This is a genomic window from Halobacillus sp. KGW1, from assembly GCF_001592845.1.
In the GTDB taxonomy this organism is placed as follows: Bacteria; Bacillota; Bacilli; order Bacillales; family Halobacillaceae; genus Halobacillus.
This window is the reverse complement of the sequence record NZ_LSOC01000003.1, coordinates 574,284-588,541: the sequence shown is the minus strand read 5'-3', so window position 1 is coordinate 588,541 and position 14,258 is coordinate 574,284. Positions and strand designations below refer to the sequence as shown.

Annotated in this window: 9 protein-coding genes; 8 read left to right on the top strand and 1 reads right to left on the bottom strand. The window is 52.3% G+C overall.

Annotated features, from left to right (window positions below; genetic code table 11):
* Window positions 1-137: 137 nt before the first annotated feature.
* The gene (locus AXG56_RS11945; protein ID WP_235601500.1) at window positions 138-1,154 is read right to left on the bottom strand and encodes a GNAT family N-acetyltransferase; all 1,017 of its coding nucleotides are present in this window, start codon (window positions 1,152-1,154) and stop codon (window positions 138-140) included.
* A gap of 464 nt (window positions 1,155-1,618) precedes the next feature.
* Between AXG56_RS11945 and AXG56_RS11940 the strand changes: the two genes are divergently transcribed.
* The 8 genes from AXG56_RS11940 (at window position 1,619) to AXG56_RS11905 (ending at window position 14,258) form a co-directional block, all read left to right on the top strand.
* A complete protein-coding gene (locus AXG56_RS11940; protein WP_062514790.1) occupies window positions 1,619-2,896 on the top strand; it encodes a nucleotide sugar dehydrogenase in 1,278 nt (425 codons plus the stop codon).
* Window positions 2,897-2,910: 14 nt separating this feature from the next.
* A complete protein-coding gene (locus AXG56_RS11935) occupies window positions 2,911-3,624 on the top strand; it encodes a WecB/TagA/CpsF family glycosyltransferase (protein ID WP_062514789.1) in 714 nt (237 codons plus the stop codon).
* Window positions 3,625-4,161: 537 nt separating this feature from the next.
* Window positions 4,162-6,381: a cell wall-binding repeat-containing protein gene (locus AXG56_RS11930; RefSeq protein WP_062514788.1), complete on the top strand. Its 2,220-nt coding sequence runs from the start codon at window positions 4,162-4,164 to the stop codon at window positions 6,379-6,381.
* Between the two features lie 16 nt (window positions 6,382-6,397).
* Window positions 6,398-7,279, top strand: a complete 882-nt coding sequence (locus AXG56_RS11925; protein WP_062514786.1) for a hypothetical protein — start codon at window positions 6,398-6,400, stop codon at window positions 7,277-7,279.
* Window positions 7,280-7,306: 27 nt separating this feature from the next.
* Entirely contained in the window at window positions 7,307-9,673 is a 2,367-nt protein-coding gene (locus tag AXG56_RS11920) for a cell wall-binding repeat-containing protein (protein ID WP_062514784.1), read from the top strand.
* Window positions 9,674-10,377: 704 nt separating this feature from the next.
* The gene (murJ, locus tag AXG56_RS11915) at window positions 10,378-11,907 is read left to right on the top strand and encodes a murein biosynthesis integral membrane protein MurJ (protein WP_008634828.1); all 1,530 of its coding nucleotides are present in this window, start codon (window positions 10,378-10,380) and stop codon (window positions 11,905-11,907) included.
* The gene (locus AXG56_RS11910) at window positions 11,900-12,787 is read left to right on the top strand and encodes a PIG-L deacetylase family protein (protein WP_062514782.1); all 888 of its coding nucleotides are present in this window, start codon (window positions 11,900-11,902) and stop codon (window positions 12,785-12,787) included. The genes murJ and AXG56_RS11910 overlap by 8 nt, the downstream gene beginning before the upstream one ends.
* Window positions 12,788-12,812: 25 nt before the next feature.
* Window positions 12,813-14,258 carry an O-antigen ligase gene (locus AXG56_RS11905; protein ID WP_062514780.1) on the top strand — a complete coding sequence of 482 codons (1,446 nt, stop codon included), beginning with the start codon at window positions 12,813-12,815 and terminating at the stop codon, window positions 14,256-14,258.

Here is a 14,258-nt window from a genome sequence, read left to right as displayed (position 1 = left end):
GCGGGAAAAGCGAGACAGGAGAGACCCCGGAAGAGCGGAGCTCTGAGGAGGCTCGCCGGCCGCCCGCGGAAAGCGCAGCCTTCCCCGGAGATTAACAGCGTCGCCTGTGAGCCGGAAGCAACCTGTCCCTAACCTATTTAATACGAATCGACATCCCCCGGGGTGATGTACCACTTCGTCTGGTCGTTCATTTCTTCCGTCCGCGGGTGGAGGTCTTTTCCGACGAGCGGCATCGGACTGTCTTTATGGACGAAGCCCTTCGCTTTCAGGATGCCGGCGGCGAACGTATGAGGCAGCGCCCAGGATTGGACGACATCCGCATGCTTCAGCTCCAGCAGCGCCTGATCGAGGAGCACCGGCCACACATGTTCATCGACGCCGAGCCAGTCGATCAAGAGACCGTTCGTAAACGACCCTTCGCTTTGGTGTGTGATGACATAGCCCTTCAGCTCGCCTTCCTTATATAGAGCAATCATTTTATACGTTTTCGTCGGATGGTCGAAATAGCGCCAGTTCAAGTAGGCACTGTCCCGGACGACCAGCCCGTCCGCCATGTGCTTCGTCTGTTCCGCGAGGCGGTCGAACGCTTCGTCACAGCGGGTGATTTCTTTTTTCTCATAGCCGTCCAACTGCCCCTTCGGAGAACGGAGCTTCGTATAGAGGCCGTCCAGCGATTTCACGGCCTTCAGCGGCTTGAATTTGGTGGAAAGCAGGTGCAGCGGCTTCTGGACGTACATCCAGCGCGGCATATCGGTCAGATGGGTCGCGCCGGTGTAGCGGAGGAAGAGCTCCTTCGCCTTCGGTGCAGGAAAACCGTACAAGTACTCGATGCCGGCTTTCTTCCCCTCGGTGAGCAGGGCGTCGTTCAGTTTCTTGTAAACGCCTTTCCCGCGGGCGTCGGGGTCGACCATCGTATCGACACGGATCCCGACCGTCGTGACTTCGCCTTTGATATAGGCATCCATCAGCCAGAGACTGATGTGACCGAGAATTTTTCCTTCATCCTCGAAGACGAGGATGAACGGTTCTTTATGTTTAGGGTTCTGTTTGAATTTCCATTCCCACGCATCGAGCGGGCGCTCCTGATGGAACGTTTTCGTAAACAGGGTCTGTATTTGTGCTTCATCGCCTGGTTGATAGCGTCTGACTGTCATTTCGGATTCTTTCCTTTCTATATGAAGAAAATCATGCATCCAGTATAGCAAAAAAAGCTCCCGCCGCGCATGAACCGTTCGCTTCAGAGGCGGACATTTGTCTGTTTGTGGAAATATCACCGCTGGATGTTGTCGGAACAGGTCGCTTCGAAGTATAATTGATGCATGTGTTTATATGATGAGGATAGAACCGATTACGGAAATGAGCTACAATGGATAATCGGAGATCCTATTTCTTAGAAATGTTTGAACAATGGAGAAAAGAGGAACACAGGCAAGAGTTTGCTTTTTTTTATCCATTATATAAGAAAGATGACAACAAACGTCATAAACGCCGGATGTTGTCGAATGCTATAAGGAGTAGGACTAATTTGTCACTCATCCATCTATATACAAACGAATGCAAATAAACGGTACCACACTGATCACAACGTTCGTGTCAGAAAGAAAGGGAGTATAGTAGTATGAAGAAGTCACTGTGTGTCGTCGGTTTAGGGTATATCGGTCTGCCTACATCTGTCATGTTCGCCATTCATGGCCATCAGGTGCACGGCGTGGACGTCAACCGTAAAGCGGTGGAAATGATCAACAACAAGCAGCTGCATATCGAAGAGAACGGGCTGCAGGAGCGCCTGGAAGAGGCTGTGGATGCAGGCATGTTCAAGGCTTCTCTTGAACCGACGGAGGCAGATGTATTCGTCATCGCTGTTCCATCCCCGATCCGTGAAGATAAAACAGCCAACCTCGATTACGTCCGTAAAGCGACAGAATCGATCGTGCCATTCGTGAAGGAAGGCAACCTCGTCATCCTTGAATCGACGGTACCTCCGCGTACGGTGGAGGATGTCATGCTTCCGGTCCTGGAGCAGACGGGCCTTGAGCTTGGTAAAGAATTGTTCGTCTCCCACTCTCCGGAGCGCGTCATTCCAGGGAAGGTGTTCCAGGAGCTTGTCGACAACGACCGCATCGTCGGCGGAATCGACGACAAGTCTTCCGAAATGACGAAGGAATTGTACGAGTCGTTCGTCAAAGGGACCATCCACTTGACGGATGCGACGACAGCGGAGATGGCGAAGGTCATCGAGAACACATATCGTGACGTGAACATCGCGTTCGCGAACGAGCTTGCCCGCATCAGCGACAAGATCGGCGTCAATGCGTGGGAAGCGATCAAGCTTGCGAACTTCCACCCGCGTGTCAACATCCATACACCAGGTCCCGGCGTCGGTGGACACTGCATCGCGGTCGATCCTTGGTTCTTAGCGGAGATCGAGCCGGAGATTTCGGAAATCATCCAGCTGTCTCGTAATACGAATGATTACATGCCTGTCTATACGGCCGACCAGATCGAGAAGCTGATGAAGGAACAGTTCATCAACGACCCGAAAGTCGCGTTGTTCGGACTATCGTTCAAAGCGAACATCGACGACCAGCGGGAGAGCCCGTCCTTGAAGGTCATCATGGAGCTTGTCCAGCGCGGCATCAGCTTCACGTCTTATGACCCGCATATCAAGGAGAACGTCGTATCCAACCAGACGCAGGATATGGACGAGGCGCTCAAAGATGCGGACATCGTCGTCATTTTAACCGACCACGACGAGTTCAAGAAGCTCGATCCGGAAACGATCAAAGATAAGATGGGCAGCCGTGTCGTCTATGATACGAAGAACGCCCTCAATTTAGATACATGGAAAGCTGCTGGATTCGTCGCCAAGCGTTTGGGCGATTCCAAGAATGGATAAGTTAAGGTGAGAGCATGAAGGAACAGTTTTTAGGTGTCGATGTAAGCAGTCATTCCTATAATGACTTGAAGCGGAATGTGTTGGCAGATATCGAAAACAAGAAGCAGTCGTTCGTCGTCGCGATCAACCCGGAGAAGATTCTGAAAGCCCAGGAAGATGTCGATTTGAAGAACCTGCTCAATAAAGCGACCTATCAGATTCCGGACGGTGTAGGAGTCCTGATCGCTTCCAAGCTCAACAAAGGCAGCATCAAAGAGCGCGTCACAGGTATCGACATGCTGATGACGCTGTGCGGTCTCGCTCAGGAAAACGACAAATCCGTCTTTCTCTACGGTGCGAAGCCGGGCATCGCGGAAGAAGCGAAGGACAAGCTGATCGAAGAATTTCCGGGACTGAACGTCGCCGGTGTCATCGACGGCTACGAGAAGGACGAGCAGAAGATCATCGAAACGATCAACGCGGCAAAGCCGGACATCCTTTTCGTCGCACTAGGCAGCCCGCGTCAGGAATACTGGATCGTCGAGAACATGGATAAGCTCGACGTGAGCATCTTCCAAGGCGTCGGCGGTTCGTTCGACGTGCTGTCCGGCCGGATCAAACGGGCGCCTGCCGTTTTCCAGCGCTTCGGTCTGGAGTGGCTGTATCGTCTGATTTCCGAACCGTGGCGGATCAAACGCCAAATCCGTCTCCCGCTTTTCCTTCTGAAAGTGTGGAAGGCTAAAAAATAACTAGAGTTTTACCATCCGGATGCGTAGAAGAGACGCATCTGGATTTTTTTATGTAAAAAACAGAATATTAGTCCTATTTTTCTATAAAACCCCCATTACTATACTCCTAAATACTTGCAATCTTGCAAATGAACCCCAAGCGCCATTGTTTGTTGTCAGTACCTCCGATATAATGAGGTTCTGTGTAGAATAAGAAACTATTCCCATGGATCTACGTGAAAAATATGGCATTTTGTCGTTTTCTGTTAAACATCCAGACCCCCTCAGCCGATGAAAGAAGGAGAGAGATTTCTCTCCGTTCGGAAAACGATCGAGTGAAGTTTCTTAGCACACGGCTCCTTCTTTTGATAGAAAAGAGTAGGTCAAAAGACGGAGAATCTTTTCATCCTCGCGTTTATTTTTTTCCGATTCTTACAACACGTACCACCTCATTCTCTTATCTATTACTTCAATCCAGCAGAACATCGTGAGAAACCGAACAAGAGGAAGGGAAGCAGCACTGCTTTCGGGCAAACACAGACCAAATAGGAGGTAATCATGAAGAAGATCCACGTGCTCAGTTTCTTTGTTCTATTCAGTTTATTCGCCATCTTCCCTACGGAAGCTGCGGCGGAACGGACCGTCGTCCTCGACCCGGGACACGGAGGAATCTATTCCGGAACCACCGGCTATTCCGGTGCATCGACGGGTTATTATGAGAAGCATTTCAACTTGGAAACAGCCAAGAAAATGAAGGCGGCACTTGAGGCCGAGGGGTATGACGTACATATGACACGGGAAGGCGATACGCAATTCTCATCTGTCCTCCGCACCGACTTGAAGATGCGGTCGGACAACGGAAACGACTATGTGAAAGGGAACAATGACAATGCCATTTTCCTTTCCATTCATTCGAACGCGCTTCCATCCAACCCTTATATGAGAGGGTATGAAACGTATTATTTCGATATGGATACGATCAGTTCTACATACCCGCCGGACCCGATGCAGATCGAGTATGCACCGGAGAGTAAGCGGCTAACGAATGCAGTACATAAGAACATTTTGGCGGGAACGCCGCTTACAGAAGGACGGGGCAAGGTGCCCGGCAACCTGTATGTGACAAGGAATGCCCAGATGCCGTCCGCTCTCCTCGAATTCGGCTACATGTCGAATCCGGAGGAAGAGAAGCTGATCCAAACGGCATCCTTCCAGAATCAGGCGGCAGCGGCTGTCGTGAAGGCAGCGGATGAGTTTTTCCAAGTGTATGAAGTCCGCACCCATGACGATGAGCTGTTGAAGCGTACCGAAGATAAGAGCGAAGCGCTCGATTATGCCGAGTCGAAGGACAACGTCTATGTCTTCGACAAGTATGCCCAGGAGCGAATCTATAACAATATCAATAAACGCTACGGCGTCTATCATTCTTCCAACAGCTCGGCGACAGAGTTGTTCTTGGATCGGGACGAAGCGATTGCCCATGCGAAGAAGTGGAAGAACATGCGCGTCGTCGATAACAAGGAAGGCCGTGTGATCTGGTCCAACTACCTGGATAAGAGCTATAAGGTCGTCCACTCCAACCAAGGCACGCTCTTTGAAGCCTATACGGAAGACGAAGCCGTCGCCTATGCGAAGAAATGGAAGAATACGTCCGTCATCAACGAGAAGAACGACAAGGTCGTCTGGACGAACTATTTGAAAGAAATCTATGACGTAACCCATACAGAGAAAGGCAGTCTTGCTTCCTTCTATAGAGAAGACGAAGCGGTCGCCTACGCGAAACACTGGAAGAACACGAAAGTGACGAACACCCAATCGGGAGATGTCGTCTGGGATAATATCGAATCCGGCTACAGCTATGCGTTCGATACGAAGAAGCTCTCCGGAAAAGACCGGATGAAGACGGCCGTCGAAGTATCGAAAGAGCTGTATCCGAATGGATTCCAGAGCGGAAGCCGCACCGTCGTGCTTGCGACAGCGTTCGAATTTGCGGACGCCCTGTCGGCAGGACCGCTTGCTGCGAAGTATGACAATGCACCGATCCTCTTGAACCGGACGGAATCGTTAAGCACCGAAGTGAGTCAGGAACTCGCCCGTCTGAAGGCGGACAAGGTTCTGCTTCTCGGTGGAGAGAATGCCCTTTCCAAAAAAGTGGAGGATCAGTTGAAGAAGAACTACGCCGTCGAGCGTATTTCCGGTAAGACAAGGATCGAATCGAACATTGCGATCAACAAACATCTGACGAATGCAGAAGGTGTCTTCGTCGCTTCCAGCACAAGCTTCCCTGATGCACTGGAAGCATCAGCGATCGCAGCAGCGAACGGCTGGTCGATCATTTTGACAGATAAAGAGGAAATCGGGGACGAAAGCCTCGCTTATCTTGCAGGGAAAGAAGTAGCGATCCTCGGTGGAACAGCCGTCGTTTCTGAAGAAGTCGAGAAAGCGATCATCAACAACAACGGGGCAGACCGTGTCGTCCGCCTGTCTGGTGCGACGCGTTATGGAACCGTCGTTGAAGCGATCCGTCACTTTGAGGATGAGCTCCATGCGGATACCGTCCTGACAGCGACAGGAACGAACTATCCGGATGCGCTCACAGCATCCTCCTTATCAGCGAAGACATCTGCACCGCTGATTCTCGTCGGAAAAGATCTTGATCCTGATATGAAAGAGCTGTTACAAACATACGGCCGCGCGAACGTCGTCGATCGTCTGGACGTCATCGGTGGTGTCGTAACCGATCAACTGCGTAATGAAATCGCCGGTTATTTGAAGTAAGAAGGAGTGTAGAGCTATGAGAAAAGGATGGATGCCTGCTTCCGTACTGTTCATCGCTCTGCTGTCGGCCTGTTCCGAAGATGTGGACAAGGCCGATCAGCTGGAGCCTTCCGAAGAGCCGACGGAGGAAGCGGCCGAAGAAAAAACGGACGCTGCGCCGGAATCCGAAACCGAAGCGCCTGAGGAAGAAGCTCAGGAAGATACGGAGAGCGGGGAAGCCGCTGCCGAACCTGCGGAAGAGGATGGAAAGGCCGAAGAAGAAGCACCTGCCGAAGAGGAAGCACAGCCGGAGGAAGATGGGACGCCGGAAGAGGAACCTGCCACTGAGGAAGAAGCAGATGCAGAGGATGACAGCGTAAACGCCGCCGGTGACAAAGCATCGGAGTCGGAGGAAGAAACGAACGTCGGTCTGAAGGCATACATGCCGGATGGTCCGATGACGAAGACATTCCTTCAGAACGGGGAGTACGAAGCGACTTATGACATCGTTGCGGTGAAAGGGAACTTCGTCCAGCGGGTCATCACCTTCGGGGATATGGTGACGCTGCAGGTATTGGAATGGAAAGAAGGCAGCATCGCTGTCGTGTACGAAGAGTACAACCCGAAGGATACGTCTAATATGCTCGATACATTCGAGCCTGTCGAAACGATCAATGTCCTCGTCGACGCGACGAAAGGCGATACCGATCAGTTCCAGATCGTCGATCAGAAGGCGACGGTCCAATCCGATGTCCAGACGTTCGATAACGTCATCATCGTACGTTCGGTATCCCAGGGCGGGAACGTCATCACCCTCCAGTCCTACGCGCCTGGTGTCGGGTTGATTGACGAACAAATTGAGGACAACGGAGATAACGGTTATGAAGTCGACTCCAAGCTTACCGCTTTGAAAAAATAAACTATGCATAAGAGAGAGGTAACGATCATGAAAAAACGTCTGCCACTATTGACTGCTGTCTTGTTCGGCTCCCTTGTTGCACCGCTGTCTGCCAACGCGGAATCAGCGAGTGACTGGGTCGTTGAGAAACAGAAAGAGTCCTTCACTGTGGAGGAAGGGACGACTGTCGACATCACGAACGGAGAAACGTCTGCTGCGGTCACGATCCGTGACAACGGCAAAGTCGTAGAAGAGAAGAAAATCGACCTGACGAAAGTGACGGAAGTACATAAGCTCTCCGATAACCGCCTGGCTGTCGTTTACCGCGCCGACGGTTCCGGACAGAGCCTGTTCTTCGACGTCTACAACACCGATACGTGGAAGAAAGTCTACGGTTCTGACGCCTACGAGCGAGCGAACTTCAAAGTCGACGGTGGAAAAATCGCCGTTGATTATCCTACCTTCGACGAAGATGCGATCAGCACAGAGCCTTCCGCTATCGTGACAGATACGTTCACGTTGGATGGTGGTGAAGTGAAGAAAGAAGCGGCGGAGGATAAGGTTTCCGCTCAGAGTGCCACGGTGAAAGCAGCGAGCACGTCGGTGAATGAGAAATACAAAAACCCGAGCTACGCGGAAATCAACCGCATGCTGACCGATGCTGCGGAAGAGTTCGATATGCCGCCGGAAGTCGTGAAAGCGATCGCCTTCCAGGAGAGCGGCTGGCAGCAGTACTGGGACCCGGGCCGTACGCCGGTGTCGCATTATCAGAACAGCTGTACATCCAACAGCACGACAGGAACGAAGTGGGACGGCACGAACGTGAAGCTCGGTTACGACTGTATCGGAATCGGCATCATGCAGGTATCGGACTACCGTTTCATCGAAGATCCGGTCAAGCGTCAAGAGGAAGTGACGAAGCTTTCCACGGATATCAACTACAACATCCGTGAAGGCCTGAAAATCCTCGATCAAAAGTGGAAGTACGCCAACAGCGGCCTGATTCCGACGGTCAACAATGCGGACCGTGACGTCATCGAGAACTGGTACTTCGCCATTCTCGCTTACAACGGCCTGTCTTCCCGTAACCACCCGATCGACAGTGCCTATGTTTCCTATCAGGACAAAGTGTACGACCGGATGCGTTCCTACGGATTGTTCCCTGTCACGCCACTTGCGACACAGGAACTTAATCCGAGAATCGACGGCATCCTGAAGTTTGAGAAAACGAATGTAACGATCGACAACCCGGTCCATACATCGAAGGCTGCCTTCACGAAGGGGCAGAAGGTCTATGTGACGGCAGGATCGCTTAACATGCGCTCCACACCGAACGGCGTCGTCAGAGCGAGCCTGAAGCGCGGCGATGCGCTGACGGTCACAGGTCCGGCGATCGGATCGAACAGCAACACGCAGCACTGGATGTGGTACCCGGTCCGCACGTCAAGCGGAATGACCGGCTATGTCGCTTCCAGCTACCTGTCTGAAAATAAAGAACCACGCTCCGTCGAGCTTGCTGGTAAGCACCGCTATGACACAAGTGCTTCCCTTTCCAACTTCGGATGGCATTGGGACAAGCCGAAAGTCGCCGTCTTGGGACGCGGCGATCTGCCGATTGATTCCCTGACAGGAAGTGTCCTTGCTTCCTATTATGATTCGCCGCTGCTTTTGACACAGCCGGATATTCTTCCCGAGCATGTCGAAAAAGAGCTGCGACGCATGAACCCGGATAAAATCTATCTATTGGGCGGCGAAGGTGGAGCGATCTCCGCTAAGGTCGAAAACCAATTGAAGAGCCAGTTCGGCAACGTCGTCCGCCTTTCCGGTGACACGCGTTACGGCACAGCTTACGAAATTGCGGATGAATTGACGAACCAGATCAATGTGGATGAGATTTTCGTCACGACTGCGGATGCAGAATCTCCGGATGCCTTATCGATCGCTTCCTATGCAGGACAGGCGCACACGCCGATCCTGTTGACAGGAACGAACGATCTGGATGAGGAGACGAGCCGGTTCATCAAGGAGAACGGCGTCAAGAAGGTGACGATCATCGGCGGAACGAACGCGGTTTCGTCACGGGTCGAATCCCAGCTGAAGAGCCAGGTCGGCACGGTCGAGCGTGTCTCCGGTTCGGATCGTTTCAGTACGAGTGTGAAGATTGCGCAGAAGTACTTCGGTAAGAACATGGAGAATGTTTTCTTCGCCCGTGGCCATATCGTGGTCGATGCTTTGTCTGCATCGCCGCTCGCTGCGAAGATGGAAGCTCCGATCATCCTGACACGGACAGACGCTGTTCCGAGCACGGTATCGGGTTACTTGAAGGGCTTGAACATCGCACCTAAGCTCTACTATCTAGGTGGAGATGCAGCCATCTCCGGTTCCACACGTTCCAAGCTTGAAAGCTATCGTTGATCGAATCCTAAACACTGTTTGGTCGATATAAAAGCGCGTAGAGTCCAAAGAGACTCTACGCGCTTTTTCGTTTCCATTAACTTCACAGATAGCCTACTACACGATGAAGAAGAGGAAGTCGGTGCAGGCGTCTGTTTTTTCCTCTCATCCAGCTGGGGATTGGAGGGCAGGGCGGAGAATCCTGCGGGAAAAGCGAGACAGGAGAGACCCCGGAAGAGCGTAGCTCTGAGGAGGCTCGCCGACCGCCCGCGGAAAGCGCAGCCCTGCCCGGAAATTCCCGGCGGCAGCAAGTTGCTGTTGCCCCCGGGAAATAGACGGGATGGTACTGAGCAAAGCTGTGTTGTGTTTTCTGCACGAATAGGTTAAGCACTATACTCTTTCCTCTCATCGAGCTGGGAGTTGGAGGCAAGGACGGAGAATCCTGCGGAAAAGCGAGACAGTAGAGACCCCGGAAGAGCATAGCGCTGAGAAGGCTCGCCGCCCGCCCGCGGAAAGCACAGTTCTGCCCGGAAACCCCCGGCGGGTTGAACCACACAGGGATGAGATGATCCTGCGTCGATCTAACCAACTTTACAAATTAATGGGAATAATTTTACTAGCAAATTACGATTGCCTGGAAGTTATGGTAAAATCACAAGATATGATTTATAGTTGTAATTGTCGTATTTTGTATGAAATACCCAAAAGTGAAAGAGGTAAATATAGTGAAATCTAAATTAGGACTAGCCAGTATTCTGTTCATCGGTGCGACCTTGCTGCTGAAGGTTTCCGGGCTGATCCGCGACATGGTCGTCGCCTATTATTTCGGGGACAGCTACGTGGCGGATGCGTACCTTGCTGCCTTCATCATCCCCAACATGTTGATTCTCTTCATGCAGAACGGGATGAAGAACGCGCTCGTACCAAGCTACATCGACGCCGTGGAAGAGAATCGCGGCAGGAGCCATTTAGGACAGGTCTTCAAGGGGACGCTCGTCCTCGCTTTTGTGCTGTCCTTGATCGGCATGGCGGTGGCGCCGTTCATGATCCGCATCTTCTATCCGGATTTCAGTCCGGAGGCGACGGAGATCGCGACATGGGTGACGGTCATCTTCTTCTCGTGTATCGCCATCGTCGGCATGAACGCGGTGCTGGAGGCGTTCTTTGACGCCGAAAGCAAGTTCTCGCTGTCGATCGTCTCGCAGATCATCGTCATCCTGAGTTCGATCCTGTCTGCGTTCCTTTTCGCAAACAAAATCGGGCCGTACTCGCTTGCTCTCGGGTATGTCGTCGGAACGGTGCTGTCGCTTGTCTTCAAGCTGTTCATCACCATTCCGAACAAGTCGATGCGCATCCGCGAGAAGCTGGACTGGATCGAAGTGAAGAAGTTCTACTGGGTGTTCCTGCCCGTCGGACTCACCGTTGCGGTCGGCCAGGTCAACCTGATGGTCGGCTCGATCTTCGCCGGTTTCCAGGGCGAAGGGGCGGTCACCTACATCAACTACGCGAAGAACCTCGTCCACATGCCGCAGGCGATCTTCGGCGTGACGATCGCGACGATCATCTTCCCGATGCTCTCGAAAGCGATCACGAACGAGGATAACGACCTGTTCAAGCGCGGCATTGAAAAAGGGCTCACGACGATGTACCTCGTGCTTATGCCGGCGGTCATCGGCATGATGCTTCTGATGCCGAACTTGATCGAGCTCTTTTTCCAGCGCGGAGCGTTCGGAGAAGACGCGACAACGGCCACATCCCAGGTTGCGTACTACTACTTCGGGTCCGTCCTGTTCTTCAGCCTGAACAACGTCATCAACAAAGGCTTCTACACGCTGAAGAAAGGCCACATGATCCTGATGATCAGCATCGGCTCGATCGGCCTGAACGTGTTGTTCAACTTCCTGTTTGCGGAGTGGCTCGGCTACCTTGGTATCCCGCTTGCTGCATCCGTCATGGCCCTGTTCTACACAGGTGCCTGTCTGATCGTCTTCGTGAAGCTCGTGGGCAGCCTCGACTTCAAGGCGATCATCATCGACTATGTGAAAATTACGATCGCAACGGCGATCATGGCAGCCGCCGTCTACGGCCTGCTTCAAGTGATGGACACGATTCCGAACATCATCCAGATCATCACGGCAGCCATTACAGGCGCCATCGTATTCGTCATCGCCGTCTTTGCGATGAGAACGAATGCCTTCCTATTTTTATGGAATAATCTAACCAAACGAAAGAAGAAGGGGAATCGTGATGAGTAGAAAAGAATTAGCTATGAAAGTCGTCCGCCCGGTCAACTCGCCGGTGACGAAGACGTTGTTGAAACGGCATTATAATGAAGATTTGGAGCCGGTCATCGATGAGGGCGTGAAGAACGTCCTCGTCCTTGCTCCACATATGGATGATGAGACGATCGGACCCGGCGCGACGCTCCGCAAGCACGCCGATGCCGGTGCGAATGTCCACGTCCTGTTCATCACGGACGGCGGAAGCAGCGTCAGCGACCTGTCGAAGGAAGAGCTGATGGAGGCCCGCCGTGCGGAAATCGATGAAGTCACGACCATCCTCGGTCTGACGAGCGTCGATTACTTGAACCTTCCGGATGGAAGCGTTTCGAGCGAACCGACCAGCATTTCCTACATCAAAGAGAAAATCGAACGGATCCAGCCGGAGGTCATCTATACGACGCCGTACATAGATGCTCATCCGGACCATACCCATACAGCGCAGCTCCTTGCTGATACGCTGAAGGAGCTGCCGAACTTCTATCCGAAGGTCCGCATGTATGAAATCAACTGTGCTTTCCCGCCGAGTGCGATCAACTGTGTGATCGACACGACGGATCAGCACGGCCATAAAGTCGAAGCGACGAAAGTGTTCGGCTCCCAGGCCATCGCCTTCGACGGCTTCCTTGAGCTCAATCACCTGAAGGGGAATCTCGTTACTCCCGGAGTTGAGACGGCGGAAGCCTTCATCGAATGGGAGCGGGGGTACTTTATCAACCACTGTGACACCCTGACGAATATGAACTACCATTTCCCGAAATACTTCAAACAAGTCAACCGGACAGACACACTGCTGTGGGCGATCTTCAAGAACTACGCCATGAAGAAAGATCTCTACCGCAAAACGATGCCCTAAATAACAGAAAAGAGGTGCCTATCCCATGCCCATAGAATGGAAAAAACTCACATTCATCCCGCTCATCCTGGCTTTCTTCTTTGTCGGAGCGGCCCTTGATAATACCGTCGTAGACCTTGTGATGATGCTCTTCTTCGCAGGCTACGCGCTTGTGAAACCGAAAAACGCACTCATCGTGCTGTTCATGTATTTCCCGATCCGCCCGTTTTTGCTGGAGTACAACACGGCATTGAAGGGGATCGGAGACATCATCGTCTTCGCGCTCTTATTCCGCATCCTTTGGATGTATAGAAAAGACTTGAAGAAGCTGTTCCATTTCTACTGGTTCGAGCTCGCCTTCATCGGATTCATCATCGTCGGAGCCGTTTCCGCCTTGATCACAGGCGTGACGCCGACCGCAATCATTTTCCAAATCCGCGGATTCGTCCTGTTCTATCTCGTCTTCTACATTGCGAAGCGTCTGGAGATCACGAAGGAGGATGTCTACAAGTTCGTCGCGACGACCATCTTTGTCACCGTCATCATCTGTATCCATGGATTGATCGAGAAGCTCTCCCTCCGAGGATGGCTGCTTCCGCAAAGCTGGCAGGATATGCCGCTGTCTTCGAAGAACCGGATCCGTATTTACGGCATGATCGGAAACCCGAACATCCTGGCTTACTATCTGTCGTTCTCGTTTGCGATCATCCTGTATTACCGTAACTGGTTCAAAGGAAAGTACCAGTGGCTCTTCTACGTCATCCTTGCGCTGACGTTCAGCGTCTGGGCGCTTACGTATTCCCGTGGGACGTGGATCGCTGTCGGCGTCGCCCTGCTTGCCTACGTGCTCGTAACGAAATCGTGGAAGTTCCTGAAGACACTCGCCCTTACGCTTGCTGCCGGAATCGTGCTTATCGCTGTACCGGTCAGCTACGCGACGTCCTTCATCGAAGACTCGAATTTCGGTCAGGAGAAGAAGGCGAAGCAGTCCGTCTATGACGACAGTGAAGGAAGCTTCCGCGACCGGATCGGTTCGACGTTCGATAAGGAAACCCGTGAACAAAGCGGTCAGTCCGGCCGGATCTGGATCGTGAAGCAAGGATTCGAGATCTTCCTCGATCACCCGGTCATCGGAACCGGATTCGCGACCTACGGCGATGGAGCAACGCTCAGCTACGGGTCTCCAATCTATGACGATTACGGCATCGAACGCGAATTCTATTCCGACAACCAGTACATCCAGATCATCACCGGAACGGGAATCGTCGGCGTCATCCTGTTTGCCGTCTTCCTGTTGAACATGCTGTATGAAATTTGGAAGCGGAGAAAAGAAACGATCCTCGCCCCGTTCCTGTTCGCTGTACTGCTTGCTGCGTTTGCGGCCGGTATGGTGTACAACATATGGGAAGGGGATTCGTTCACAATCTTCTACTTCGCCCTGCTCGGATTTTTGTTGAACATGAGGCCAGACCATGAGCCTGACCTCCACTAA

Coding starts and splice junctions, on each gene's coding strand:
- AXG56_RS11935 (WP_062514789.1), top strand. CDS start 2,911: ATGAAGGAACAGTTTTTAGGTGTCGATGTAAGCAGTCATTCCTATAAT.
- AXG56_RS11930 (WP_062514788.1), top strand. CDS start 4,162: ATGAAGAAGATCCACGTGCTCAGTTTCTTTGTTCTATTCAGTTTATTC.
- AXG56_RS11945 (WP_235601500.1), bottom strand. CDS start 1,154: ATGACAGTCAGACGCTATCAACCAGGCGATGAAGCACAAATACAGACC.
- AXG56_RS11910 (WP_062514782.1), top strand. CDS start 11,900: ATGAGTAGAAAAGAATTAGCTATGAAAGTCGTCCGCCCGGTCAACTCG.
- AXG56_RS11905 (WP_062514780.1), top strand. CDS start 12,813: ATGCCCATAGAATGGAAAAAACTCACATTCATCCCGCTCATCCTGGCT.
- AXG56_RS11920 (WP_062514784.1), top strand. CDS start 7,307: ATGAAAAAACGTCTGCCACTATTGACTGCTGTCTTGTTCGGCTCCCTT.
- AXG56_RS11925 (WP_062514786.1), top strand. CDS start 6,398: ATGAGAAAAGGATGGATGCCTGCTTCCGTACTGTTCATCGCTCTGCTG.
- AXG56_RS11940 (WP_062514790.1), top strand. CDS start 1,619: ATGAAGAAGTCACTGTGTGTCGTCGGTTTAGGGTATATCGGTCTGCCT.